This is a genomic window from Acidicapsa dinghuensis (assembly GCF_025685685.1).
GTDB classification, from domain to species: domain Bacteria; phylum Acidobacteriota; class Terriglobia; order Terriglobales; family Acidobacteriaceae; genus Acidicapsa; species Acidicapsa dinghuensis.
In genome coordinates this window covers 179331-204382 of sequence record NZ_JAGSYH010000005.1, presented here as the reverse complement: position 1 = coordinate 204382, position 25052 = coordinate 179331, and the positions used below count along the sequence as shown (strand labels likewise).

Genomic DNA, 25052 nt, shown 5'->3' with positions numbered 1-25052 from the left:
GTGAAAGGTCTTCCGTAACCTTCTCCCGCATACGATCCCGGTTTGCGTGCTTGGCTATAATTGCCGCCATGAAAGCCTTGGCATCTCTAGTGTTGTTATTTGCTGCCCTGCCGGCCGGGGTCAACGCAATGGTCCATTCGCTGGCGGACTCTACTGCTTCGAATGAACGGCTTGGCACAGTGTCGTTTCCAGTCTCGTGTGCAGCGGCATCGCAGGCGGGTTTCAATCGTGGCGTGGCTCTGCAGCATGACTTCTGGTACGAAGAGGCGCGAGCTCAGTTTGATCGGCTAGTCAAAAGCGACCCGGCTTGCGCGATGGCGCACTGGGGAGTGGCGATGAGCGTCTTTCACCAAATATGGGACCGCCCCGATCCGAGAACCATGCAAGTGGGATGGGCGGAGATGCAGCAGGCTGAATCGCTGACTGCCGGAACAGCGCGTGAAAAAGCCTATATTGCAGCCCTTGCGAACTTCTTTCGTCCTGGCGCCGAGGAGTTTCCTGCGCGCATTGCGGCCTATTCTCAGGCGATGGGGAAACTCTATGCGGAGTATCCGGGCGATGTAGACGCAGGCGCGTTCTATGCGCTCTCTCTGCTGGCATCTGTGGGGCCGGACGATACGAGTCTCGCTCATGCTCATAAGGCGATGGATGTGCTTGTGCCGCTCTTTGAGAGATATCCCGACAATCCGGGGGTGGTGCACTACATCATTCACGCCTGCGATAACCCGATTATGGCTCCGGAGGGACTGGCTGCGGCGAACCACTATGGCGAAATTGCGCAGTCGGGACCGCACGCCTTCCACATGCCTGGACATATCTATGCGCGACTCGGCCTGTGGCAACAGGACATAGCTTCGCAGCTTGGCTCCATTGCAGCTTCGCAGGAAGCCGAGGCGCGCGGTGAAAGCGGCATCATGGACGAACCGCACTCTTACGACTTTCTGCTCTATGCCTATCTGCAGAGCGGCCAGGACGCTCTCGCAAAATCGGCACTTGAACAGAGCGGCGAGCCCTTGAAGATGCTTGCATCGATGCCGGGGATGGGCGGCGGTTACATGGATGGCATGATCCCCTACTACCGTTTGAAGCTGCCTATCTTTTATGACCTTGAGAGACGTGACTGGCAGTCGGCTGGGACGCGCGAGCCTATCACCGGTTCGTCACCGCAGGTGTCAGCTATGGTGTACTGGTCTCGCGCTGTGGCTCATGGACATTTGCATAGGCCTGATGAGGCGCGCGCCGATCTTGCCCATTTCGACCAGTTGCTGGCTGAAATCAGGAAGAGCAAGCGTGCTTATACCGCAGAGGGAACGGGCACAAAGATCCAGCGCAGCGAAATGCTGGGGTGGGTGGCTTTTGCGGAGAGCAAACAGGACGAGGCGTTTCAGAATATGCGGGCTGCTGCGGACCTGCAAGACAAAGTGGGCCAAGGGGAGGTTGATATTCCTGCGCGGGAGATGCTGGCCGACATGCTACTGGAATCGGGCCATGCGCAGCAGGCTCTGCGCGAATACGAGATTGCCCTCAAGCTCAGTCCTAACCGGCTGAATGGCCTCTACAATGCAGGCCGTGCGGCGGAGGCTGCGGGAGAGCAAGGAAAGGCACAGACCTACTTTGCGGCGCTGATGAAATCTACAAACAGCGGCAAGGACTCTTCCCGCCCGGAGCTTGCCTATGCAAGAAAGTTCGTCTCTGCCGCTCAGACGGCGGCTAATTAGCAACTGAGATCAATCCCGGGCTTCGCAGAGCTGAATCGGGTGACGCATCGCTGCGTCACCCGATGGCAAGTTAACGTTGAGCCGTCTATTTGCCGGGCTTCCTGCTTCCTTCGGAGGCGTAGCTGCATGCTCCCTGGGTGAGCTTCGTTGGTGCGAGGGTCAGTTCGTGTAGCTGGTTCTTAACCAGGAGCGTGTTGAAGTCCTTAACTTGCTGCTGCACGCTCTTCCATGCATCCACGGTGTGGTTCAGGTCGTTGCAGTCACTCTCCCAGGTGGTGATCTGGGTTGGGGTGGGTGGCATATCCATGCCAACCTGCATCATGCTGACCATGATGTTGTAGGCATTGTTCAGGTTCTCGAAGGATTTAGGAGCCTTTGGATCGGGAGTTGGGGGACGCACGGGAGCACCACCCTCTACAGGGACGACGCCTCCAATCTTCGTCAGACTCGCGTCCAGTGTTTTCGCTTGTGTGGCGACATCGGCCGGGAGATTGCCGTGTGTCAGGGCTTCTAACTGATCTTTGACGGCCTTTACTTCGTCATAGCCTGCGAAGCTCTGCTCCATGCCCTGAACGGAGAGTAACGTGAGTTTAATCTGAGCGTGCAGCGCGGTCATGAGTTCGGGGCTCTGGCCGACGCGAGGATCGTTCACCACGGTGATGGTGCGGGTGTAGACCTGACCGTCCACGGTGAGCTTCAGCGTATAAACGCCAGGAATCACCTGCGGTCCGTGAGGACCGGGAGTGGTCGATCCAGGTGTCATGTTCATTTCATTTTCGAGGTCGTGGCGCAAGGCGGGCGGGTCGTCGTAGTACAGGTTCCAGTTGACGCGATTGAGACCAGCATGTGCGCTGAGGGCGCGCGACTCGGGTGTGGCCAGCCAGTAGTGCGGGAACTCTGCGCCTTCGATTGGTGGCGGCAATGTACTCGACATCGTGCGCACGAGTTTGCCGTCGGCGTCGAAGACCTGGAGTTGGATGGGCCCGCTGGGCTGATGGTCGAGGTAGTAGTCGAGGATGGCACCGTATTGGACGTTGTGGGCGTGGGGGACTTCGATTGAAAAGGGCTGATCCCAGTTGCTGTTTATGCGGGCACGAATGGCGTCCTGTGGCGGGAAGAAATATACAGGCGCGGAAGCAACAGCCTGAGCTTTGGCGGCAATCTCGCGCAGCGGGGTGATGTCGTCGAGAACCCAGAAGCCGCGGCCGTAGGTACCAATGACGAGGTCGTTCTCGTGGTGATCGGTGTGCACGTCGAGATCGCGGATGGAGGTGCTGGGGAGATTCTGGCGCAGTGACTGCCAGTGATCGCCGTTATCGAAGCTGACATAGACGGTAGTTTCGGTGCCTGCAAAAAGAAGGCCAGCTTGCAGCGGATCCACACGGAAACTGTTCACCCAACTTCCGGTGCGCTCGTCTTTGGGAAGGCCACTGACGATGCTGGTCCATGTCTTGCCGCCGTCTGTTGTGCGCCAGATGAGGGGAACATCAGAGTCTTCGTTGGCAGGCACGGTCTGGCCACGAGCGCCGCCGATGCGGCCCGTGACGAACGCAGTATTAGCCTCATCGCCAGCCTCGATGGTGTAGAGGTTGGTATTGGGCTGCATGTCCGCGATGTTCGAGACGTTGTTCCAGGCTTTGCCGTGGTCGGTCGTGATATGGATCTGGTCGTTCGTGCTGACGGACCAGATGATCCCAGGCTTGACCTTTGAGATGGAGAAGTCAGCGATTGAAGCCGGAGGCGGAGGTGGTGTCTGCCCCTGAGGCGTGGGTGGCTGCTGGGGACGCGGCTTGCTGCAGTCCGCTGCAGGCGCACCCTTGGCTGTCGTCAGATCGGGGCTGACTGCTGTGAATGAGTGGGCGCCGTCGCGCGTGACCATGAGGCATTGGTAGGCGACGTAGAGAGCGGTGGGTTCGAATGCGAGGTCGAACTTTTTCTGGAAATCGCGATAGGCGACGTATTTGTTGGATTCAGATCCGAAGTTGGGGGCAACATTCTCCCATTGCATGGTCGACATGTTGATCTTGACCATGCCGCTGCCGCCGCCCCCCGGGCCATAGCCGACGCCATAAATGATGTTGGGGTTTTTGGGATCGGGCGTGATGACACCGAATTCGGAGGAGGGTACTGGGCTCCAGTCGTTGAAATTGATCTGGCCGAAGTTGCCGCGGCTTGAGATCTCGACTGCGCCGGTGTCCTGCTGCGCGGCCATGATGTGGTAGGGATACTGGCTGTCTGTGGCGACGTGATAGACCTGCGAGATAGCCTGCGTGTACCACAGACTCCAGGTTTTGCCGTCGTCGAGCGTGACGCTGGCTCCCTGGTCGGAGCCGACCAGCATGCGGCTGCCGTTGGTTGGGTCGATCCAGAGCTTGTGATAATCCTCGCCGCCGGGCGCGCCCTTGAAAGGTTCGAAGGTCTCGCCGCCATCGGTGGAGCGATACATCGCGGTGCTCATTGTGTAGACGATGTCAGGATTTTGCGAATCGACGTAGACGCCGCTGCTGTAGGCTCCTTGACCGTTGCTGATGCGGAAGTCCTTACCGGCCATGTGCTGCCAGTGTTCGCCGCCATCGTCGGAACGGTAGAGGCCTGACCCGTTTTCAATGACATTGCCGACGATGTAGATACGCTTGCCGCCGGTGTGCATGGCGATCGCAAGAGCGACGCGTCCCGGAAACGGCGGAATCTTGATCTCGGTCCATGTCTTGCCTTCGTCGGTGGATTTATAGACGATTGGCGGCTTGCGCTTCTGACTGCTGGGTGCGCCGAAACCGCCGCTGGTGCCCTGTGTGGCGGCCAGCATCACGCTCGGATCGTCGTAGGCGTATTGCAGGTCACGGACGCCGTCATAATCGGCGGGCTTGAGGACGTTGGCCCAGTTCTGTCCGCCATCGGTGGAACGCCAAACGCCGCCGCCTTTATGGTGATCGTCGCCAAGGGCAGAGGCAATAACGATGCTGGGATCGGATGGGTCGACGAGGATGCTGTCAATCTTTACGGTATCTTCGAGGCCGATGTGCTGCCATGTGCTGCCCGCATCGGTTGACTTCCACATGCCATCGCCGAGGCTGCCGCCAATCGGGTCGCCTGCGCCGGCATAAATGATGCTTGGAGCGGACGGAGCTACCGCGATCGCACCGACGCTGTCGACACCCGTTTGCTGATCGAAGATCGGGAACCAGGTCACGCCTGCGCTGGTGGTCTTCCAGATTCCGCCGAGAGGAGTGCCCATGTAGAACGTGCCGGAATCACCGGCAACGCCGCTCACGGAGGAGATGCGTCCACCATGAAAAGGCCCAACGCTGCGCCATTGCAGGCCAGTGTAGAAATTCGGATTTACTTGTGCCTTCGCGCTCTGAACTGATGCCAGTACGCAGGGAAAAAACAATGCGGAGCAGACTGCCCACAATTTGCACTTCATCTGGGAATGACCTCGGGGAATGCTAGTCGTTTGGCGCGTAGTATACAAGAACGTCCCAGGCGAAGACGCTCGTTGAGTTTAGAGCAGCAATTTTCTTGTGCTCCAGACATGGACGGATGGTTCAGCCGACATTGCGGCATGTTCTAAATAGCTGCCTGAACAGTTACCTGGATTGAAGCAGTTTTTGCAGGACGATGGCTTCATTGTGCTCTTGGTCTTTTGCGCCGTAGAGCAGAGTAACTGGGCCATGGGCTATCTTTTCTTTCAAGAGAGCAATTTGTTCGCTGTGCTGTTTTAGTTCGTCCCGATATCTTTTTTCAAATCGAGGCCATTTCTCAGGATCATGGCCAAACCATTTGCGGAGTTCGTTGCTGGGGGCGACCTCTTTCAGCCAAAGGTCAACCTTCGCCTTTTCCTTGGTAAGACCGCGAGGCCAAAGACGGTCGACGAGGATACGCGTTCCATCGTCTTTGTCAGGCTCGCTGTAAACCCGCTTGATGTTGACTGTCACTCTGCTTTCTCTCCTTGATTCACTGATGCAATGTGTAAGGGCCGAGTTTGTAATCCTCGCGGGATGAATTTTGTCATCCCTGTAGCTTGCGGCTGAAATTCAAGAAGAGGCGCGTGGGGTACTATTCTGAAGAGACTACAGGCTACAGTACCTTACCTTGCGAGGGTCTACTTTGAAAACCGTTCTTGGCCTTGGGGAACTGCTGTGGGATGTATTGCCGGAAGGGCTACAGCTAGGTGGTGCGCCAGCTAACTATACGGTCATGGCGGGACGGCTGGGTAATCACGCTGTGTTGCTGAGCCGTATCGGAGCCGACTCCATGAGCGAGCGGGCTTTGCAGGTGCTGCTGCCTATGCCTGTGGATTGTACGCTGCTGCAGACCGATCCTGAACAGCCGACCGGATGGGTGACGGTGGAGCTTCGGGAGGGGCAGCCGAGCTACACGATTCATGAGCCGGTTGCCTGGGATTTTATGGAGTTGAGCGGGGCGTGGACTGCCGCCACCGCACAGGCAGATGCTATCTGCTTCGGGTCGCTCGGGCAGCGTGATCCGGTTTCGCGTGCAACGACTCAGGCTTTGGTGCGATCAACCAGACCGGAATGCCATCGCATTTTCGATGTCAATCTGCGTGCGCCATTTTATTCCGCTGAGCTGATTCGCAGCTCGCTCGAACTGGCCACGGTGATGAAAATGAACGACGTTGAGGTTCCGCCGGTGGCAGAGTTGCTTGGATTGCCCAAGCCTGCTTCGCTGCGCGCGGGGGCCGAGGCATTGCTGCGGGAGTTTCCGAATCTGCGCCTTATTGCCATCACGCGCGGCGGATCAGGCAGCTTATTGGTGAGCCCCGAGGAGTTCGATTCCCACCCAGGGATTGGGACGATTGTGGCCGATACAATCGGGGCCGGGGATGCATTTACGGCAGCTCTAACGCATTATCTGTTACGCGGTGCACCTTTGCGCGTGCTGAACGAGGCAGGCAATCGCTGGGGAAGTTTTATCGCGTCGCGCAGCGGGGCGATGCCGGAAATTTCCGATGAGACGATTGCCCGGATTGCGCGGGAAATAGAAGGCTGAGTCGCGATCAGGCTGGGTATTGCGCTACTATTTCAGTTGTTAAATGTATCGACAATATGCCGGTAAATGTATTGCTGCATCCGTTTCTGGATTCTGCTCGATGTGGTGTGGCTGGCAGACCGGGAGGGTGTGATGGCTAGAAATTCAGAGAGCGACAGTTCCGCGGGAAATCGGAGCGACGGCGGGAACAAGGTTGAAGATCGGGGCCGGAAGCGCACTCCCAAGCACCAGGTTGTTTTCGAGTATTTGCATGGCCGCATTACGTCAGGGGAGTTCAAGCCGGGTGATCGGCTGCCCAGCGAAGCCGAACTGTGTAAGATGTTTGACGCGTCGCGGATTACGGCGGCAAAGGCCGTGCTAGAGTTGCAGCGGCTGGACCTGGTGACGCGACGACCTGGAGCTGGAACACATGTAAAGCTGCAGCCGCAACTAGAGGGGCGAACCTTTGGCCTGCTTATTCCAGAGCTTGGCCTGACTGAGATATTTGAGCCTGTTTGCCATGGAATGGCGCGTTCCGCCTTCGCACGTCCACATACGCTGGTGTGGGGTAGCGCGTCGGGCAGCGAAGGGGCGAACTCTCACCGCGAGTCGGCAGAGTTAGCGGAACAGATGGCGCATCGGTTTATCGCTCAGAATCTTTCGGGGGTCTTCTTTGCTCCGCTGGAGCTGATTTCGGATAGTGAAGCTGCCAATCGCCGAATTGTGCGGTCGCTGGAGCGGGCGCGCGTTCCTGTGGTTTTGCTGGACCGGTGTTATTTGCCATATCCGGAGCGCTCTTCGCATGATCTGGTCGGTATCGACAATCGGTGTACCGGTTTTAAGATCACGGATCATTTGCTGCGGCTTGGTGTGACGCGACTGGCGTTTCTGGGGGAAGAGCATGCGGCCCAGACCGTGGATGCGAGACTAACCGGATTTTTTGAGGCGCTGCGAGTTCACGGAATTCGCCCGGATGGCGAGTGGGCATGGCGCGGCAGTCCCACGGATCGCTCGTTTGCTGTTCGCATGCTGGAGAAGTGCCGTCCGCAGGGTGTGGTATGCGCGAACGATGTGACGGCTGCACGATTGATGCAAACGCTGCTTGCGCTTGGATACCGTATCCCTGAGGATATTCGCATCGTTGGCATTGACGATGTGAAATATGCGAGCCTGCTGCCGGTGCCGCTTACGACCATTCATCAGAACTGTGCGGCTCTCGGTGCGGTTGCGATGGCTACGATGCTCGATCGTGTGGCCCATCCTGAGCTTCCGGTTCGCGATGTGCTGGTGCCGACGAGACTGGTGGTACGTAGTTCGTGCGGGGCACAGTCCACTAGTTCAGCGATCAACCAGTGAGGTGGTGACTCGCCAGCTCATTGCGATGCGGATGTTGTTGAAGCATTCGTTGCCGGTATCGCAGGTTTATGCCTGGAGAGAAGAAGCTCGAACGGCGTCGGTGTCAAGGTGATGTGGCGCAGCGAATGGCGATTCTTATACGATGAACTGGCAAAAAGCGGGTGTAGTTTGTGATGTGGGACACCGTCGTTGCCTGCGGCAGCGGGTAAGCTGCTAGGGTATTGATGGCGTATTTTTACGGCAATTCCATGCTATCCAGTCCTTACTTTCCGTTGGCAGTTTTATTTGTTGCGGCGCTTGGCTTCGGGCTAGCTCCGCTGGGTCTTGCATGGGCCTGGGCGAGACTGGTTTCGCCGGCGAAGCCGAATGCTATTAAGAACGCGATTTATGAATGTGGGCTGGAATCGAAAGGCGACGCCTGGGTACAGTTTCGATCGGCATATTACCTCTACGCGATTATCTTTTTGGTTTTTGATGTTGAGGCGGTCTTTCTGCTTCCCTTTGCCGTCGCTTTCACAGGGCTGGGAGTGGGAGCGTGCCTGGCCATGCTGGTCTTTGTGCTGCTGTTGATCGAGGGATTGGCCTGGGCGTGGGCTAAAGGAATTCTGACCTGGGCCTGAAGGCTATTTTCGCAGTAAATTCCCAGCCTAAATTGCATTGTTTTGAGGAACATACATGGCTGTTGAGCCAGATCTGAAGATTGAACTCGGGAAACAGGGCGTCTTTGTGACGACGCTGAACGAGTTGTATAACTGGGGCCGCAGGAATTCGGTCTGGCCGATGCAGTTTGGCCTTGCCTGTTGCGCGATCGAGATGATCGCGACCACCATGGCTCGCTACGATCTGGCTCGATTCGGGGCAGAGGTCTTTCGCCCATCGCCTCGTCAGGCAGATTTGATGATTATCTCCGGTACTGTGACCAAGAAGATGGCGCCGCAGGTGGTGAGGCTTTACAACCAGATGGCCGAGCCGCGATATGTGATTGCGATGGGCGCTTGTGCGATCTCGGGAGGGCCGTTTAAGCAGGGCTATAACGTGCTGAAGGGGATTGACCGGTATATTCCGGTGGATGTGCACATACCGGGTTGTCCGCCGCGTCCGGAAGCACTGATCCACGCATTTATGACGCTGCAGAAGCGGATTGAGGAGCAGCCGCTGACGGGTGAGAATCGTCCGCGGCACCTTGACGCGGATGCGCAGGGGCTTTTTCCGGTTCCCGAGCCGGGCGCACATGATCTGGTGCCGCCGGTGAACCGGCTTGTGTGGCCATTGCCTGCTCCGAAACCTGACGCCACGGAGAAGCAGGGATGAAGACTGCCGAAGAAATCCTGGCGGCGATCAAGACGGCTTTGCCCGAGGCAAAGGTGGAGCTGGTGCAGAATCCCAGCGTGTCGGGCCAGCACTCACTGGTGGTTGCGCCAGAAGATGGTCTGGCGGTTGCGGTTTTTCTGCGGGATGACTCCGAACTCGCTCTTGATTTCTGCTCCAATGCGACGGGGGTGGATTGGCTGGACAAGGAGACGACGGAGAAGGTCAAGGCGACCGAAGTTGTTGATGGAGAAGAGAAGGTGATTGAGAAGACGGTGAAGCATATTCAACCGGGCTATCTCGAATCGGTCTACCATCTTTACTCCATGCGGCAGAAGCACGGTCCCGTGATATTTCGAATGCGCACAGCGAACCGCACTGACCAGGTGGAACTGCCGTCGATGACGCCAGTGTGGCGGTCCTGCGAGTTTCAGGAGCGGGAGATCTTCGATCTTTTCGGGATCGTGTTCAAGGGGCATCCGGATCTACGGCGCATTCTGATGTGGGATGAATTTGAGGATCATCCGATGCGCCGCGATTATGTTGATCCGGATGATTACGAGTACGAGCCTACGCCGCATGACGAAGTGCTGAAGCGCGCGCAGGAGCATCAGGCCCAACAGAATGAAGCAAAGCAGGCCGCGGAGGTGACGCAATGAGCACCGCGGCATTCAAGAGCTACCGGCCACCGGTGATTGAGCCCAGCAATGAGGGCGAACTGCTGGAAGTTGCGATGGGGCCGCATCATCCTTCGACCCATGGCGTCTTCCGGATGGATGTGGCGCTGGACGGCGAGATTGTCATCAAGCTGAAGCCTGTGTTCGGGTATCTGCACCGCAACCACGAGAAGATTGCTGAAAAGGCGTCGTATCTGGCTTCGATGCCATATACGGATCGACTCGATTACTTCTGCTCGATGACTAATAACTGGGCCTACGCGATTGCAGTGGAGAAGCTGGCGGGTATTGAGGTACCAGAGCGGGCGCAGTATATTCGCGTGATTACGGCTGAGCTGACCCGTATTCAGAATCATGCGAGCGCCATCGGATTCTTGCTGCAGGAGATGGGCGCGAGCGGAACGCCGCTGATGTATGCCTTTCGCGAGCGCGAGAAGATTCTGGATATTTTTGAAGAGCTCTCCGGCTCGCGCATGATGTGCAACTACATGCGCTTTGGTGGATGCCGCGTAGAGTTGCCCAAGGATTGGCTGGAGAAGGTTGCCGCGATTGTCGATGGGCTGCCGCGTTTTATTGACGAGATTGAGGCGCTGCTGACAGGGAACGAGATTCTGATGGCTCGTACACAGGGCGTGGGTGTATTGAAGCCAGATCTCGCGGTGAATGCCGGGATCACCGGTCCTATGCTGCGCGCGACGGGAGTGAATTACGACATTCGCAAGGTCGATCGCTACGGCATCTATGATCGCTTCGAGTTTCGCGTACCCTTGGGCGACCATGGTGATATCTATGATCGCTACATGGTTCGCGTGCTTGAGATGCGCGAGTCGGTGGGCATTCTGAGGCAGGCTCTCAAGGATGTTCCTGCGGGGCCGATTGTCGATCCCAAGCAGAAGGTTCGCGGCTTCCGGCCTAAGCCAGGAGAGGCTTACGGACGCATCGAGGGTCCGAAGGGCGAGCTTGGTTTTTATCTCATCAGCGATGGCAGCGGTAATCCGTATCGATACCGTGTGCGGCCGCCTTCGCTTATCAATCTGACGGTTCTTGAAGATATGTGCATTGGCCAGAATGTTGCGGATGTGGTGCTGACCTTTGGCAGTGTCGATATTGTGCTGGGTGAGGTAGACCGCTGATGCGACTCGCAGGAAAGGACACCCAATGCTAGGCGAAGGCATCGTTAAAGGACTGGCGGAGACGGCGAAGAACTTCGCAGGCAGCTTTGTGTCGAAGGAGCGGCTCACCACGGTGCAGTATCCCGAGGAGCGAGTAGAGCCGATTGAGAATACGCGTGACTTTCCGTTCCTGGTGTACGACGGCAGCGATCCGATGGCTGGGCTGCGGTGTGTGGCGTGCCAGATATGCGAAAAAGAATGTCCGCCAAAGTGCATTTACATTACTAAGTCGACGGATAAAAAACCGGACTATGTGGGCAAGCCACAGATTTATCCTGCGCGTTTCGATATCGATATCTCGGTTTGCATGAGCTGCCAGATCTGTGTAGAGGTATGTCCTTTCGAAGCGATCAAGATGGACACTGAATTTGAGCTGAGCACGACAGATCGTTTTGAGGGATTGATTCTTGATCGTGAGCAGCTCGCGAAGTCGAACGAGTACTACAACAAGATTCATCCTACTGAGGCCGCAGAAGTGGATGCGCGCCTGGCAGAAGAAAAGGCCAAGGTTGAGGCGAAGGCAAAGGCCGCCGCTGCAGCTGCGGCGGCAAAGGCTGCTGCTCCGGCTTCAGGTGAAACTACTGCGAAACCGGCACCGCAAAAAGATCCAGCGAAGGAGCCGGGCGCGTGAACTTTCAAGCTCTGACACTTCCGGAAAAACTGGATCAGCTTTTTGTATTCGTGCAGCACTGGATCATGGGTTTCTTTCCCGCGCACTGGCAGCCTCTGGTGGGGGCGCTCGTGGGCGTGGTGGGAATTGTTGCTTCGTTTCCGGCTATCTTTGCGCTGACGACGGTGCTTGAGCGCAAGGGGCTGGGCCGGATGCAAAACCGTCTTGGGCCCAATCGTGTTGGGCCGCTGGGTATCTTTCAGCCTGTCGCGGACGGCATCAAATCGTTGACCAAGGAAGATATTGTTCCAGTTTCCGCGGATGGCGTGGTGCACTTTCTTGCGCCGGTGGTTCTTGTGGTTGCGATCTTCCTTGGATATGCATCGCTGCCGATTGGCCGCAACATGGTGCTGGTGAACATCGACGCAGGGCTGCTGTTTTTCTTTGCAGTTGGCGCATCGACGGAGCTTTCGATCTTCATGGCGGGCTGGTCGAGCCGCAACAAGTATTCGCTGCTGGGCGCGATGCGTGCTGTGGCGCAGATGATCAGTTATGAAGTGCCACTGCTGATGTCTGCCATTGTTGCGGTGATGATGACCGGCTCGCTTTCGACGGTGAAGATTGTCGAAGCGCAGAGTGGATTTACCGGAATCTTTCCGCATTGGTATGTCTTTACGCCCTGGGGATTCGCAGGCTTCGTGCTGTTTGTGATCGCTGCATTGGCTGAGACGAACCGTACACCTTTTGATTTGCCGGAAGGCGAGTCGGAGCTTGTTGCCGGCTACTTCACTGAGTACTCGGGCTTCAAGTTTGCGCTCTTCTTTCTCGGTGAATATCTGGGTATGATGTCCATCGCGGGATTTGGCATCACCCTGTTTCTCGGTGGGTGGGGCGCGCCGTTTTCCTTCTTGAATTTCATCCCTTCGTGGGCGTGGTTCTTTCTGAAATTGCTTGCTGCGCTCTGCTTCTTCATCTGGCTGCGCGGAACGCTGCCGCGCTTGAGGCAGGATCAGCTAATGAACTTTGCGTGGAAGTTCATGTTGCCCATGACTCTGCTTAACCTGATGGTTGCCGCGGCATGGCGATTTTTGGGAGACAGCGCAACCGGTGCATGGCTGCGCTGGGTTCTGTGCGCCGGTGTGCTTCTGCTGGCGTATGTCGGCTTGGGGCGCGTTCTGATGCGCAAGCAGCGTCTCGGCGCAAGGAGCTACCGCTATGCCGAATGATTTTGTGTTTCTAACAGAACCGGAGGGGCAATGATCTTCGGTCTTAGCATTGCATTCTGGATTACTGCCTTGTTTACGGTTGCGGGTGCGCTGGCTGCGGCGTTGCTCAAGAACCTGGTGCATTGTGCGTTGAGCCTTACGGTTACATTTGCGGGCCTGGCGATATTGTTTCTGCAACTCGATGCGCAGTTCGCGGGTTTCGCGCAGATGCTGGTTTACATTGGAGCCGTAGCCATTCTTGTCGTGTTCGCGATTCTTCTAACGCGAGGTGCTGGTGCGCCGGAGTACCGCATCTACACCTCGTCATGGCTGGCCGGTATTGCCATCGCTGCCGCTGTATTCGCGCTGCTGGCGTGGTCTGTCATTACAAGTCTGCCTGCGGGAGCGGGGAGCGCAGCGCCCGATGTCACGGTTCTATCCATCGGTCAGGCGCTTATGTCGACCTATGTGCTGCCGCTTGAAATAGTCGCAGTGGTACTTACGGTTGCGCTGATTGGCGCGGTCATTGTTGCGATGCATGACAAGGGTGACGCGAAGACGCACGAGCAGAAGGGCGGGGCACAATGACGCCGTTGGCGGGGTTCCTCATTGTCGCCGCGCTAGTCTTTGCCATTGGGCTTGCGGTTGCGCTGACGCGCCGCAACGCGATCATGGTGCTTATTGGAATTGAGCTGATGCTGAACGCTGCGAATCTGAATCTGATTGCGTTCTGGCGTTTCAGTCCACATCCGGAAGCGCTGACGGGCATGATGTTTGCGCTGTTTTCGATTGCTGTTGCCGCTGCGGAAGCTGCGGTTGGACTGGGCCTTGTGATTGCTTATCACCGTCACACCAAGACCACTGACCTTGATGCGATGCCAAGGATGAAGGGATGACACCACCGATGATCGCAGGCAGTGCATCTCTCATGGCAACCTGGCTTGCACAAGAAAGCAACGGCTCGTTCAGCCCTGCTTTCGTCGATGGAGCATCATCAACGATCGCGCACGTTCTTTGGCTGATTCCTGCGATTCCCATGGTTGCAGCAGGCCTGATTGCTTTGCTTAAGCAGCCGCGACGCGCTGCTGCAGCAGGCTTGGCGATCACTGGTCTTGCCGCGTCACTTATCCTCTCCATCATCGCGTTTGTGCATGTGCTGGGTGTATGGGGTAGTGGAGCGGCGACGCGAGAGGCTGTTACATTCAATTGGTTCGATCTCGGCGCAACGCACATGCAGATGGGGTGGCTGCTCGATCCGCTGGCAGCGGTGATGCTGGTGATGGTCACGTTTGTTGGCCTGCTCATCTTTATCTACTCCACTGGTTACATGGCGGAAGATGAGAACTTCACTCGCTTCTTCTGCTTTCTCTCGCTCTTTGCAGGAGGCATGCTCGGCGTCATCATTTCCAACAGCATTCTGCTGCTCTTTATGTGCTGGGAGATTGTCGGTCTTACGTCGTATCTGCTGATTGGCTTCTGGTATCACAAGCCCAGTGCCGCGGCTGCGGCCAAAAAGGCGTTCCTCACCACGCGTGTTGGCGATATCTTCTTCCTGCTCGGCATTGTCTGGCTCTTCGCGCAGACGGGCACTACGCTTTTCTACAACTACGGTTCGGGTGCAATTGAGCCGAATGCGCTTGCGGCGTTGCTGCAGCAGCCTGCAGCGTGGGGGCTCTCGGCTGCGACGGCGATTGGTCTGTTGATTTTTGCGGGAGCGGCGGGCAAAAGCGGACAGCTTCCGCTGCATGTATGGCTGCCGGATGCGATGGAAGGTCCGACGCCGGTCTCGGCGCTGATTCATGCGGCAACGATGGTGGCAGCCGGCGTTTATCTAGTTGCACGTGTTTATCCGCTGATGAGCGCTGGCGCTAGTGCTGGTGGCTCGACTGTTTCGTTGACGACGGTGGCATGGGTTGGTGCGCTAACTGCACTGTTCGGATCGCTGGTTGCCGTTGCGCAGAATGACATCAAGCGCATTCTTGCTTACTCGACGGTTTCGCAGCTTGGCTACATGATGGTCGGTCTTGCGGTTGGCGGAGTCGCTATCGGCATGTTCCACCTGATCACGCATGCCTTCTTTAAGGCGCTGCTTTTTCTTGGTGCGGGCTCGGTGATTCACGGCTGCCATGAGGAGCAGGATATTCGCCGCATGGGCGGGTTACGTCACGAGATGCCACGCACTTTCTATGCTTATCTAGCGGGCATGCTGGCGCTGAGTGGGTTTCCGCTGTTCTCCGGGTTCTGGAGCAAGGACGCGATCATTGGCTCGGCCTTTCATTGGCCGCTCTCGAAGGGACCGTTTGTGCTGCTCATCATCGGCGCTCTGTTGACTGCGTTTTACATGATGCGGCAAGTGGGCTATGTCTTCTTTGGGCCTTGGCGCGGGCATGGGCATCCGCATGAGAGCCCGTCGGTGATGACGGTGCCGCTGTCTATTCTTGCGGTATTTGCGATTTTCCTGGGATTTCTGGGCACTCCTGCGTGGCCGTGGTTTGCGAGCTTTATTCAGGGCGAGCCACTGAAGTTTGAAGCTGCCTGGTATGCCGAGCCGAACCTGATGCCGCTGATGGGACTGGCCATCGTCCTTGTTCTGCTTGGTCTTGGGGCTGGTTGGCTGCTCTATGTGCGGCGCAACGTAACTAGGCCTGCATCGGCTCCAGTGCACCACCATGCGCAGGAACATGGCGACGAGCCGCAGCATGAGGCCGGAGATTTGGTGGATGTTCTCGAAGGAGCTGCTCCGACGGTGTGGTCGTGGCTGGCGAACCGCCTCTACTTCGATGAGCTTTATGCTGCCACGGTGATTCGCTGGTATGCAATGCTGGCGTGGCTCTCGGACTGGCTTGACCGGCGAGTCTGGGGTGGAATTGTTGCGATGGTTGCGGCGGCGTTCCGAGGCCTTGGATGGACGAACAAGACTGTGGATTCTCAATTAATCGATGGAGCTTTCGATAAGACCTGCGAAGAATTGGTGACCAGCGGTGGCGTGCTGGCATGGCTGCAGGCCGATCGCTCTCCCTTGTATCTTCGTGTACTGACTGTTGGAGCGCTGGTGCTTGCGGGTATTGCTTTGGTCGTGGCGACGGCAACCGGGCAGGTGCGCCTATGACGCATGTGCTCTCTATTCTGACTGCGATTCCAGCAATTGGCGCAGTTATAGCGCTGCTCGCTGGCAACCGCTCTACGACTGCACGGGCAGTCGCGTTTGTTGCAGGCGCGGTCTCGCTGCTAGTTACTTTGTGGGTATGGTTCTCGCTTGCGCCGAATGGCGTGATGAGCTTTGTTGAGCGCGCGGACTGGGTGCCCGGACTTGGTATCGAATATCATCTTGGCGTCGACGGTCTTGGCGCGCTGATGCTGGTGCTTTCAGCCATTGTTTCGGTGATGGCGATTGCTGCTTCACGCAAGGTTGCGCAACAGCCGGGAGTTTATTTTGCACTGATTCTGCTGCTTGAGTCGGGGCTCTTTGGTACTTTTACCGCGCTCAATTTCTTTCACTGGTTTCTGTTCTGGGAGCTGAGCCTCATTCCTGCCTTCTTTCTTATCAAGCTGTGGGGCGGGGAAGGTCGCGGCAAGGCGGCTACGCAGTTTTTTGTGTACACGATGGTTGGTTCGGTCACGCTGTTGCTGGCGTTTCTTGCGCTGTATCTAGCCACGGGCTCGATGGATTTCGAGACACTTACCGCGATGGCTGCGAGCGGGCAGCTTGTGCCGGCGGTTCAAGCGCATCTTGGACCGGTATCGCTTGTATTGGCGCTTGGTGTTTTACTTGGCTTCGCGGTGAAGGTTCCGCTGATGCCGTTTCACACATGGCTGCCGGCGACTTACTCGAAGGCTCCGTCGCCTGTGACGATGCTACTGACTGGCGCGATGTCGAAGATGGGTGTCTACGGTCTGTTGCGGCTTGCGCTGCCGATCTTCGGTGCGCAACTGGCGGAGATTCGTACGCCATTGCTTGCGCTGGCTACGCTCACGGTGGTTGCAGGAGCGTGGGCTGCCGCTGTGCAGAAAGATCTGAAGCGCGTCTTTGCCTACTCGTCGATCAATCATCTCGGATACTGCCTGCTGGCGCTGTTTGCGGTCGCTCTACCTGCGTCGGCATCGCCCTCGGTTCTTACGCAGACGGCGGCACTCGATGGTGTGATTTTGCAGATGTTCAATCACGGCATTACTGCTGCTGCCATATTCTGGTTTCTTACGATGATCGAAGAGCGGTCTGGAGGGGTGCTTGGCCTGAATGATTTTGGCGGCCTGCGCAAACTTGCTCCGGTGTTTTGCGGATTGATGGGTATCGCACTTTTTTCATCTCTGGGATTGCCGGGGTTGAATGGGTTTGTCAGCGAGTTTCTGATCTTCCGTGGAGTTTTTCCACTGAGCTGGTTATCTGCGACGATCGCAGTGCTTGGCCTGTTGATTACCGCAGCGGTGATTCTCACGGTGATTCAGCGAGTCTTTACTGGTCCTGTGAATCCGCGATGGCAGGCGTTTGCTGACCTATCGACTGGTGAGCGCGTGGCCGTTGCGCCGATTCTGATTCTGATGGCTGTTCTTGGCCTCTATCCTCAAGTGGTTTTGGGTACTGTGAACGCGACCGTAACACATCTGCTGGCGGGGTGGAGATTCTGATGCTTGCATATACCATCTATCTCTCATTCGCCGGTGCGCTGATTCTGGCGCTCTTTCCCAAGGCGCTGCAGAGCAGTGCGCGTGTCTTTGCGTTGCTGGTGGCGCTGGCGGGACTGGCGATTGCGCTGATTGGGTTCATCCAGGCCGGAAGCTCAGGCACAGTAATTGTCGCTGATGCTGTGTGGGTCCCGGCCTTAGGCATCCGCTATACGCTTACGGCTGATGGCATCAGCCGCGTGCTTGTGCTGCTGACCGGTATTGCTGCAGTTGCGGGTATTCTCTTTTCCTGGAACATCGGAGAGAAGGAAGGCGATCGCGCCAACGAGTTCTTTGCGTTCTTTCTTGCGCTGATTGGCGGCGTCTATGGTGTCTTTCTTGCAGCCGATCTCTTCTTGTTCTTCGTGTTTTACGAAATTGCTATTGTGCCTAAGTATTTCCTGATTGCCATTTGGGGCTCGACGCGGCGCGAGTATGGAGCGATGAAGCTTGCGCTTTACTCGTTCGCTGGGTCGGCGATGGTGTTGATTGGTCTGCTGGCTGCGTACACGGTGTCTGGCAGCCACACGATGAATCTGCAGGCGATGGCACAGTATTCATTTCCAATTCACTTCCAGATGTGGGCTTTCCCACTGATCTTTGTCGGGTTCGCGATTCTGGCGGGTATGTGGCCATTCCACACGTGGGCTCCAACGGGTCATGTAGCTGCGCCCACTGCTGCGTCGATGCTGCTGGCTGGCGTTGTCATGAAACTGGGAGCCTATGGCTGCCTGCGAGTGGCGATGACGGTCTTTCCGCATGGCCTTGATCCGTGGGGATTTTCGATTCTTGGCCTTACATCATGGCGCATGGTGTTTGCGCTGTTGGCGGCGATTGGCATTGTGTACGGAGCAGCAGTTGCACTGGTGCAGAATGACTTCAAATTTGTCATTGGCTACTCGAGTGTCAGTCACATGGGGCTGGTGCTGCTTGGCCTGATGACGCTGACGCAGATTGGCCTGGATGGTGCGGTGCTGCAGATGTTTTCGCACGGTATCCTGGCAGGCTTGCTCTTCGCGACTGTGGGCCGCATCGTCTATGAGCGGACGCATACGCGCGATCTTGGCGTACTGAGCCGATTGCATCTTGGCAAGACGATGCCGTTTGCAGCGGTGCTGTTTGTGATCGCGGGCATGGCTTCGATGGGGCTGCCGGGCTTCAGCGGATTTATCGCTGAAGTGCAGGTGCTCATTGGTGCATGGCGGGCGTTCCCGTGGTTCGCGGCTGTTGCTGGCGTGGGCATCGTGGTGGGCGTGGCTTATACGTGGCGCGCAATGCAGCGGGCCTTCTTCAGTGAAGCGACTGTCTCAACGGCCTCCTCCGGGACTGCGCATGAAGAGCACGAGCCTTATGCGCCCGTTACCTGGGCTGAGAAAGCGGGCGTCGCGCTTCTGGTGGGAACCAGCTTGATCATCGGTATCTTCCCGCGGGTTCTGCTCGATGTGATCACTCCTGCGGTGCATGCGTTGCCTGAGTTGCTTGTGAAAGGAGGTCGCCTGTGAACACGTTTGCAGTGAATTACGGCAACCTCTTTTCGATCACGATTCCTGAGACGATTCTCGAAGTTGTGTCGCTGCTGGTGCTGGTAGTCGATCTCGGATTTTTGCGTAAAAGCACGCAGCCGGCTCGTATGACCGCTGCATGCGTGCTTGGCGTTATCGGCTCTGTGCTGGCCGGATTGTGGCTGCTCACGCACTCCGGTACGGCGAGCTTTGCTGGCGATGCGCTGGTTTTGAATTCGCTCGTTGCCGCTGCGCAGATAGGTATTCTGCTGCTGACGGCGCTTGTGCTGCTGTTGAGCTTTCAAGCGGAGTTCTCGCGCAATCCTGGCGAATATGTGGCAATTGTATTGCTTGCAACAACAGGCATGATGCTGGTTGCTGCGGCGCGCGATTTGCTAGTGATCTTTGTCGCGCTGGAGTTGCTGAGTCTCTCGCTTTACGTGCTTGCTGCTTTTGCGAAGAGCTCGGCGCTGTCTTCGGAAGCTGCGCTCAAGTACTACCTTTTTGGCGGCATGAGCGCTGCGCTGATGTTGTTCGGCTTCAGCTACCTTTACGGGCTCACTGGAACGACGAATCTCAATGGCATCGCGGTTTCGCTTGCTTCGCAGGGATTGAGCCCGCTGGTTGTTGTTGCCATGGTGCTTGTGGCTGCCGGGCTTGGGTTCAAGGTCGCCGCGGTTCCATTCCATCTGTGGGCTCCAGATACTTATCAGGGTGCGCCTGCTCCTGTTGCGGCACTAATTGCTTCGGGATCGAAGGTCGCGAGCTTTGCTGTTCTTGTTGCTGTTACGGGCAGCCTGATTCCAGCGGCGAGTGCAAGCCGTGGTGCGACATGGATCGTTTTGCTGGTCTGGATGGCCGGCGCATCAATTCTGCTTGGCAATCTTGCCGCGTTGGCGCAGACCAGCGTTCGCCGGCTGCTGGCTTACTCGGCGATTGCGCATGCAGGTTACATGTTGCTGGGTATTGCTGCGAACACGCCGCAATCCGGAGCCGCAGTCTTTTATTACGCGCTTACCTACGCGCTTACTACAGTTGGCGCATTCGGTGTGATTGCGGTTGTTGAACGCAATATGGGCAGTGATCGCTTTGACGCGTTTGCAGGTCTTAGCCGCCGCAATCCGCTGCTTGCTGCGAGCATGCTGATCTTCCTGCTTTCGCTGGCTGGAATTCCGCCGCTGGTTGGCTTCTGGGCTAAGTTCAATCTGTTTGCTGCTGTTCTTCGCGCACCTGGAGTCGGCGCATGGGGACTCGGCATGGTGATCTTTGCGCTGGCGGCGAGCGCTGTATCGCTCTACTACTATCTGCAGGTGCTCAAGCGGGTGTATGTGGTTCCAGCTATGACCGACGAACCTATGGCTGTATCTGCGCTAGAGCAATTGGTATTGCTTGTCATCGCGCTACTTGTAGCTCTGCTGGGCATTTTCCCGAGCGCGCTTAGCGGTTGGATTCCTTTGGGCTAAAGGGCCGCTATTGCGGCCCTCGCAGCACTGTGCATACCGATGCACAGACTGGGCCACCGATGTTGAAGGTGGCTGCGTGTTCCGCGCCGTTTACCTGTAGTGGCGCCGGTACCTTTTGCAACAGTTGCCACGCTGCCCAGCCGATCATGGCGATTCCGGTTGCGCCTACGGGATGGCCTTTGGCGATCAGGCCGCCGGAAGTATTGATGCCGCACGTACCCTGCGGACCCGCATTGCCATCTGCCCAGAAAGCTGCACCGCGCCCTGGCTCGGCTTTGCCGATAATCTCTGTGCCTAGAGCGCCCATGACGGTGAAGCAGTCGTGGATCTCGGCGGCCTTGATTTCAGCCGGGGCTACGCCTGCCATTGCATAAGCTGAGTTCATGGCGCGATATGCGCCCCCAGGCTTAAGCACCTGGCGCTGTTCACGCTGCAGTGGATCGACAGCCTGTCCCCATCCGGCGATCTGCACGCAGTCCTGCTTGTGCAGTCCAAGCTTTGAGAAGCCTTCTTCGGTGGCGATAATCAGAGCCGCGTAACCGTCTGTGATCTGTGAAGAGTCGTAAGTCTTCAAGGGTAGTCCATCGGCAACGTAGCGATTGATGCCTTCGATCTTCGTTGCCTGATCGAGCGTGAGTGAAACGTTTCTCATCTGCGCATAGGGATTGTGCTGGGCGTTTGCGTATTCCTGCACGGCAATCTGCGCCAGATCGCGCTCGGTTACATGCCAATGCTCCATGTACTGCTGCATGATCTCGGCGAAGATGTGCGGAAAGACAAAGGTTTTTCCCTCGCGCTCGTCGGGATCGGAGAAGTACCCGAGCGCCTCGCCTACGCGTGTGCCGTCTGCCTTGCCGCTGGCGTCTCGCATCTTCTCAAGACCAACCGCGAGTGCTGTGTCGCCAATGCCAGATTGCAGCTTGTAGATGCCGGAGAGCACGGCCTGACCGCCAGATGCGCAGGCGTTCTCGACGGCTTCGATCGGTTTAGCCGCCATGCCTTCCATGCCTGCAAGAAGGCCGGCCATGAGGCCCTGTTGATGCAGAGAAAAGTTGCAGGCCGCGGCAATGGAGGCAGAGTCGAGAAGCGCGGGCGAAACGCCGATCTCTGCGCACACGCCGTTGACGGCATGGCAGATCATTTGCTCCTGTGAAAGCTCTGGCAGCTTGCCAAATTTTGACTGGTGATATGCGGCGATATAGATCGGTTTCATAACGCTATGCTCATTGGATGCGCCAGATTGCGTGAAGCAACAAGCTTACGGCGCACGGCAGAGAATAGCATAGCCAACCATGCACGCAAACGGATAGGATGGCGTTGCTTATGGGAAACGATTACAAGCCGTTGCGCGTCGATGCGCACCAGCATTTCTGGAAGTATTCCGAGGCTGAATTCGGATGGATTGACGACTCGATGGCGGTGATCCGACGCGACTTTCTTCCGGACGATTTGAAGCCTTTTCTGGATGTGTCGGGCGTGAGCGCCACGGTGGCGGTTCAGGCCTGCCAGACGGTCGCCGAAACGGACTGGCTGTTGCAACTGGCTGACAACAACTCCTGGATTGCCGGTGTCGTGGGGTGGGCTCCTCTGATCTCGTCGAGCGTGGGGCAAACGCTCGAACGATTGGCCGCGCATCCGAAGCTGAAAGGCATTCGACATGTTCTGCAGGCTGAGCCGTCAGAGTACATGTTGAGGGATGATTTCAATCAAGGCGTGGCGATGCTGCGGAAGTTCAATCTTACCTACGACGTTCTGATTCACCAGCATCAACTGCCTGCGGCCATCGAGTTTGTGGACCGGCATCCGTATCACACGATGATTCTGGATCATGTTGCGAAGCCGCTCATCAAGGCCGGCGAGCTTGAACCCTGGCGAGAACTTATCCGAGAGCTGGCGCGGCGCCCTCATGTGAGCTGCAAGCTTTCGGGCATGGTTACGGAAGCCGATTTTTCGGCGTGGACCGTCGACGGTTTGCGTCCTTATGTGGAGACGGTGCTAGAAGCCTTTGGTCCATCGCGGCTGTTGTTTGGATCGGACTGGCCTGTTTGCGCCGTGGCGTGTCATTACGAAAAGTGGGTTTCCATCGTGAGGCAATTTGTGTCGGCTTTGAGCGATGAGGAACAGGCCAAGATTCTGGGCGGTAATGCTATTCAGGGATACAATTTGAATTTTGCAGACGACAGCAACGAGGTGCACTCCGCTTGAACATTACTCCGCCTTCTTCTCAAAACCGCGCTGCGCGCGATCCTCACCAGCGCCTTGTTCCGCAGGGACGGATACTGCCGTTTGTGCTGGTGACTGCGCTGTTTTTTCTGTGGGGCGTTCCTAACAACTTCAATGACATTCTTATCAGCCAGTTCATGAAGTCTTTCGAGATCAGCCGGCTTCAGGCAGGTCTTGTACAGTTTGCGTTTTACATGGGTTATTTTCTGCTTGCTATGCCTGCAGCGCAGCTAATGCGGCGGGCAGGATACAAGGCGGGGATACTTGTTGGCCTGATTCTGTATGGTTCGGGCTGCATGCTTTTCTGGCCTGCAGCAATCGTCACCAAATACTGGGTGTTTCTGATGGCGCTGTTTGTCATCGCCAGCGGTCTTGCGTTTCTTGAGACGGCTGCCAGCCCGTTCATTGTGCAGGTAGGTGACGTTGACACGGCCGAGCAGCGAATTAACTTTTCACAGGCCTTCAATCCGCTGGGCAGCATATCGGCTGTGCTGGTGGGCAGCCGATTCATCTTTTCGGGCGTCGATCTAAGTCCAGCGCAGGTTGCCACGATGCAGGCGCAGCATACGTATGCTGCTTATCTGCATTCCGAGACCATGCGTGTGGTTGCGCCGTATCTGATCCTGGGAGCGGTGGTGCTGTTCTGGGCTGTTCTTATCGGGCTAACGCCGTTTCCTCATACCGGACTCGATTACTCGCAGAATACGATCGCAAAGGATCATTCCAGGCCGCTCCGGGCAAGGAAGCACTTTGTCTTTGCCGTCGTTGCGCAGTTTCTTTATGTGGGCGCGCAGGTTGGCGTGTGGAGTTTTTTCATCTCCTATGCAAAGACCTATACCCAGCTTAGCCAGCGTGAAGCGGGATATTGGCTCACTGGCGCGCTTGTGGCGTTTACCGCAGGAAGATTTGTTTCCACATGGCTTTTGCGTTTCCTCTCGGGATCGACGCTGCTTGGTATTTTCGGTGTCATTAATGCTGTTATCTGCACGGTGGCGATTCTCAGGCCGGGCATGATGGGCGTGTGGTGCCTTATCGCTGTCAGCTTCTTTATGTCAACGATGTATCCGACGATCTTTGCGTTGGGTGTCAAAGGGCTCGGAACCCACACCAAGACTGGCAGCGCGTTCATTGTCATGTCCATTGTCGGAGGTGCGGCTCTTACCCTGCTGATGGGCATTGTGCCGGGTGTCGCGCGGTCCTACAGCGTTCCTGCGCTCTGCTTTGTTGCAGTTGCGCTCTATGCGTGGTTTCTCTCGAAGCCAGAACCGGATGAGCTTGTGGGCGACGGGGTGTAGGAATATTCCCCGTCGTCCGCTGTGCAGTTATTCCGCGACGACTGGATTGGTGAGCTGTCCGAGGCCCTGGATTGTGACTGTGACAGTTTCTCCCGGCTTCAGCCAGCGCTTGGGATTGCGACCCAGGCCCACGCCGAATGGCGTCCCTGTCGAGATGACATCGCCGGGCAGTAGTGGCGTGATCGATGAGATGTATTCGATCAGCTCGGGAATCTTGAAGATCAGTTCGCGTGTATTCGAGTGCTGCAGCACTTCGCCATCGATTTCGAGTTTAACGTCGAGTGCGTGCGGGTCGGCAATCTCGTCGGCTGTAACGATTGCAGGGCCTATCGGGCAGAAGGTTGGAAGGCTCTTTGACAGCGACCACTGCGAGGTGGAGAACTGAATGTCGCGCGCGCTGACGTCATTGATGATCGTGTAGCCGTAGACATGCTGCATCGCGTCCTGCGCGGCAATACGGTAACCGCCCTTGCCGACAACGAAGGCGAACTCAGCCTCGTAGTCAGGCTCTTTCGTGATTGCGGGTAGAACGATCGCATCTCCAGGACCGATGATGGATGGTGGCAGCTTGAAGAAGACTACCGGGAAATTCGGCACTTCCATGCCGGATTCCCTGGCGTGGTCGCGATAGTTCAACCCAATGGCGAAGATGCGCGGAGGATTTGCCAGCGGGGCGAGCAACTTCACTTCGGTCAACTTGTAACCAGCATGAGCCGCATCTTTTTCGAAGTTCGATACGCCCGCTGCAATTGCAGCAAGCGTATCGGGGTACGAAGAGCCCAGGTCAACAACCAGACCAGCATCCTCGACGAGTGCGCCGGGGCGTACTGCTCCACCTGCCTTGGAAAAGGAAACCAGCTTCATTGCATCTC

The 25052-nt window shown here is 56.9% G+C and carries 21 protein-coding genes; 17 read left to right on the top strand and 4 right to left on the bottom strand.

Features of this window, described 5'->3' with window-relative positions; translation table 11 throughout:
* Positions 1-68: 68 nt before the first annotated feature.
* The gene (locus OHL22_RS15750) at positions 69-1718 is read left to right on the top strand and encodes a tetratricopeptide repeat protein (protein ID WP_263339321.1); all 1650 of its coding nucleotides are present in this window, start codon (positions 69-71) and stop codon (positions 1716-1718) included.
* Positions 1719-1803: 85 nt separating this feature from the next.
* Here the strand turns inward: OHL22_RS15750 and OHL22_RS15745 are convergent, their stop codons facing one another.
* Positions 1804-5142, bottom strand: a complete 3339-nt coding sequence (locus tag OHL22_RS15745) for a WD40/YVTN/BNR-like repeat-containing protein (RefSeq protein WP_263339318.1) — start codon at positions 5140-5142, stop codon at positions 1804-1806.
* A 163-nt stretch (positions 5143-5305) separates the two neighbouring features.
* A complete protein-coding gene (locus tag OHL22_RS15740) occupies positions 5306-5653 on the bottom strand; it encodes a DUF488 domain-containing protein (protein ID WP_263339316.1) in 348 nt (115 codons plus the stop codon).
* A gap of 172 nt (positions 5654-5825) precedes the next feature.
* Here OHL22_RS15740 and OHL22_RS15735 point away from each other — a divergent pair, with 172 nt between their 5' ends.
* The 14 genes from OHL22_RS15735 (at position 5826) to OHL22_RS15670 (ending at position 20662) form a co-directional block, all read left to right on the top strand.
* Complete coding sequence (locus OHL22_RS15735; RefSeq protein WP_263339314.1) at positions 5826-6728, top strand: PfkB family carbohydrate kinase; 903 nt, start codon at positions 5826-5828, stop codon at positions 6726-6728.
* Between the two features lie 132 nt (positions 6729-6860).
* The gene (locus OHL22_RS15730) at positions 6861-8063 is read left to right on the top strand and encodes a GntR family transcriptional regulator (protein ID WP_263339312.1); all 1203 of its coding nucleotides are present in this window, start codon (positions 6861-6863) and stop codon (positions 8061-8063) included.
* A 224-nt stretch (positions 8064-8287) separates the two neighbouring features.
* Entirely contained in the window at positions 8288-8683 is a 396-nt protein-coding gene (locus tag OHL22_RS15725; protein WP_263339310.1) for an NADH-quinone oxidoreductase subunit A, read from the top strand.
* 55 nt (positions 8684-8738) lie between these two features.
* Positions 8739-9374, top strand: coding sequence for an NADH-quinone oxidoreductase subunit B (locus OHL22_RS15720; RefSeq protein ID WP_263339308.1), 636 nt, complete (start codon positions 8739-8741; stop codon positions 9372-9374).
* The gene (locus OHL22_RS15715) at positions 9371-10030 is read left to right on the top strand and encodes an NADH-quinone oxidoreductase subunit C (protein ID WP_263339306.1); all 660 of its coding nucleotides are present in this window, start codon (positions 9371-9373) and stop codon (positions 10028-10030) included. The genes OHL22_RS15720 and OHL22_RS15715 overlap by 4 nt, the downstream gene beginning before the upstream one ends.
* Positions 10027-11181 carry an NADH-quinone oxidoreductase subunit D gene (locus OHL22_RS15710; protein ID WP_263339301.1) on the top strand — a complete coding sequence of 385 codons (1155 nt, stop codon included), beginning with the start codon at positions 10027-10029 and terminating at the stop codon, positions 11179-11181. Before OHL22_RS15715 ends, OHL22_RS15710 begins: the two co-directional genes overlap by 4 nt.
* Before the next feature lie 25 nt (positions 11182-11206).
* On the top strand, positions 11207-11851 hold the full coding sequence (locus OHL22_RS15705; protein ID WP_263339298.1) for a 4Fe-4S dicluster domain-containing protein: 645 nt from the start codon (positions 11207-11209) through the stop codon (positions 11849-11851).
* Positions 11848-13056, top strand: coding sequence for an NADH-quinone oxidoreductase subunit NuoH (gene nuoH, locus OHL22_RS15700; RefSeq protein ID WP_263339296.1), 1209 nt, complete (start codon positions 11848-11850; stop codon positions 13054-13056). Before OHL22_RS15705 ends, nuoH begins: the two co-directional genes overlap by 4 nt.
* Positions 13057-13086: 30 nt before the next feature.
* On the top strand, positions 13087-13623 hold the full coding sequence (locus OHL22_RS15695) for an NADH-quinone oxidoreductase subunit J family protein (protein WP_263339294.1): 537 nt from the start codon (positions 13087-13089) through the stop codon (positions 13621-13623).
* A complete protein-coding gene (gene nuoK, locus OHL22_RS15690) occupies positions 13620-13931 on the top strand; it encodes an NADH-quinone oxidoreductase subunit NuoK (RefSeq protein ID WP_263339291.1) in 312 nt (103 codons plus the stop codon). Before OHL22_RS15695 ends, nuoK begins: the two co-directional genes overlap by 4 nt.
* Entirely contained in the window at positions 13928-16144 is a 2217-nt protein-coding gene (gene nuoL, locus OHL22_RS15685) for an NADH-quinone oxidoreductase subunit L (RefSeq protein ID WP_263339289.1), read from the top strand. The genes nuoK and nuoL overlap by 4 nt, the downstream gene beginning before the upstream one ends.
* Positions 16141-17661: a complex I subunit 4 family protein gene (locus OHL22_RS15680; protein ID WP_263339287.1), complete on the top strand. Its 1521-nt coding sequence runs from the start codon at positions 16141-16143 to the stop codon at positions 17659-17661. The genes nuoL and OHL22_RS15680 overlap by 4 nt, the downstream gene beginning before the upstream one ends.
* A complete protein-coding gene (locus tag OHL22_RS15675; protein WP_263339284.1) occupies positions 17661-19199 on the top strand; it encodes a complex I subunit 4 family protein in 1539 nt (512 codons plus the stop codon). Before OHL22_RS15680 ends, OHL22_RS15675 begins: the two co-directional genes overlap by 1 nt.
* The gene (locus OHL22_RS15670) at positions 19196-20662 is read left to right on the top strand and encodes an NADH-quinone oxidoreductase subunit N (RefSeq protein WP_263339282.1); all 1467 of its coding nucleotides are present in this window, start codon (positions 19196-19198) and stop codon (positions 20660-20662) included. The genes OHL22_RS15675 and OHL22_RS15670 overlap by 4 nt, the downstream gene beginning before the upstream one ends.
* A 7-nt stretch (positions 20663-20669) precedes the next feature.
* On the opposite strand, the gene OHL22_RS15665 is transcribed toward OHL22_RS15670, so the two are convergent.
* Positions 20670-21875: a thiolase family protein gene (locus OHL22_RS15665; protein ID WP_263339280.1), complete on the bottom strand. Its 1206-nt coding sequence runs from the start codon at positions 21873-21875 to the stop codon at positions 20670-20672.
* 110 nt (positions 21876-21985) lie between these two features.
* On the opposite strand from OHL22_RS15665, the gene OHL22_RS15660 reads away from it, so the two are divergent.
* Both OHL22_RS15660 and fucP read left to right on the top strand, forming a co-directional pair.
* Positions 21986-22867 (top strand): amidohydrolase family protein, encoded by an 882-nt coding sequence (locus OHL22_RS15660; protein ID WP_263339278.1) that lies wholly within the window; start codon positions 21986-21988, stop codon positions 22865-22867.
* Positions 22864-24180 (top strand): L-fucose:H+ symporter permease, encoded by a 1317-nt coding sequence (gene fucP / locus OHL22_RS15655; protein ID WP_263339275.1) that lies wholly within the window; start codon positions 22864-22866, stop codon positions 24178-24180. Before OHL22_RS15660 ends, fucP begins: the two co-directional genes overlap by 4 nt.
* 27 nt (positions 24181-24207) lie before the next feature.
* Here fucP and OHL22_RS15650 read toward each other — a convergent pair whose 3' ends face one another.
* A complete protein-coding gene (locus OHL22_RS15650; protein ID WP_263339273.1) occupies positions 24208-25044 on the bottom strand; it encodes a fumarylacetoacetate hydrolase family protein in 837 nt (278 codons plus the stop codon).
* Between the last annotated feature and the right edge of the window lie 8 nt (positions 25045-25052).

What these genes read in the sequence shown, in the direction of transcription:
- OHL22_RS15715 (WP_263339306.1), top strand. Translation starts at nt 9,371, where the DNA reads ATGAAGACTGCCGAAGAAATCCTGGCGGCGATCAAGACGGCTTTGCCC.
- OHL22_RS15675 (WP_263339284.1), top strand. Translation starts at nt 17,661, where the DNA reads ATGCTTGCATATACCATCTATCTCTCATTCGCCGGTGCGCTGATTCTG.
- OHL22_RS15680 (WP_263339287.1), top strand. Translation starts at nt 16,141, where the DNA reads ATGACGCATGTGCTCTCTATTCTGACTGCGATTCCAGCAATTGGCGCA.
- OHL22_RS15650 (WP_263339273.1), bottom strand. Translation starts at nt 25,044, where the DNA reads ATGAAGCTGGTTTCCTTTTCCAAGGCAGGTGGAGCAGTACGCCCCGGC.
- nuoK (WP_263339291.1), top strand. Translation starts at nt 13,620, where the DNA reads ATGACGCCGTTGGCGGGGTTCCTCATTGTCGCCGCGCTAGTCTTTGCC.
- nuoL (WP_263339289.1), top strand. Translation starts at nt 13,928, where the DNA reads ATGACACCACCGATGATCGCAGGCAGTGCATCTCTCATGGCAACCTGG.
- OHL22_RS15660 (WP_263339278.1), top strand. Translation starts at nt 21,986, where the DNA reads ATGGGAAACGATTACAAGCCGTTGCGCGTCGATGCGCACCAGCATTTC.
- OHL22_RS15750 (WP_263339321.1), top strand. Translation starts at nt 69, where the DNA reads ATGAAAGCCTTGGCATCTCTAGTGTTGTTATTTGCTGCCCTGCCGGCC.
- OHL22_RS15730 (WP_263339312.1), top strand. Translation starts at nt 6,861, where the DNA reads ATGGCTAGAAATTCAGAGAGCGACAGTTCCGCGGGAAATCGGAGCGAC.
- OHL22_RS15710 (WP_263339301.1), top strand. Translation starts at nt 10,027, where the DNA reads ATGAGCACCGCGGCATTCAAGAGCTACCGGCCACCGGTGATTGAGCCC.
- OHL22_RS15725 (WP_263339310.1), top strand. Translation starts at nt 8,288, where the DNA reads ATGGCGTATTTTTACGGCAATTCCATGCTATCCAGTCCTTACTTTCCG.
- OHL22_RS15745 (WP_263339318.1), bottom strand. Translation starts at nt 5,142, where the DNA reads ATGAAGTGCAAATTGTGGGCAGTCTGCTCCGCATTGTTTTTTCCCTGC.
- OHL22_RS15720 (WP_263339308.1), top strand. Translation starts at nt 8,739, where the DNA reads ATGGCTGTTGAGCCAGATCTGAAGATTGAACTCGGGAAACAGGGCGTC.
- OHL22_RS15705 (WP_263339298.1), top strand. Translation starts at nt 11,207, where the DNA reads ATGCTAGGCGAAGGCATCGTTAAAGGACTGGCGGAGACGGCGAAGAAC.
- OHL22_RS15665 (WP_263339280.1), bottom strand. Translation starts at nt 21,875, where the DNA reads ATGAAACCGATCTATATCGCCGCATATCACCAGTCAAAATTTGGCAAG.
- OHL22_RS15695 (WP_263339294.1), top strand. Translation starts at nt 13,087, where the DNA reads ATGATCTTCGGTCTTAGCATTGCATTCTGGATTACTGCCTTGTTTACG.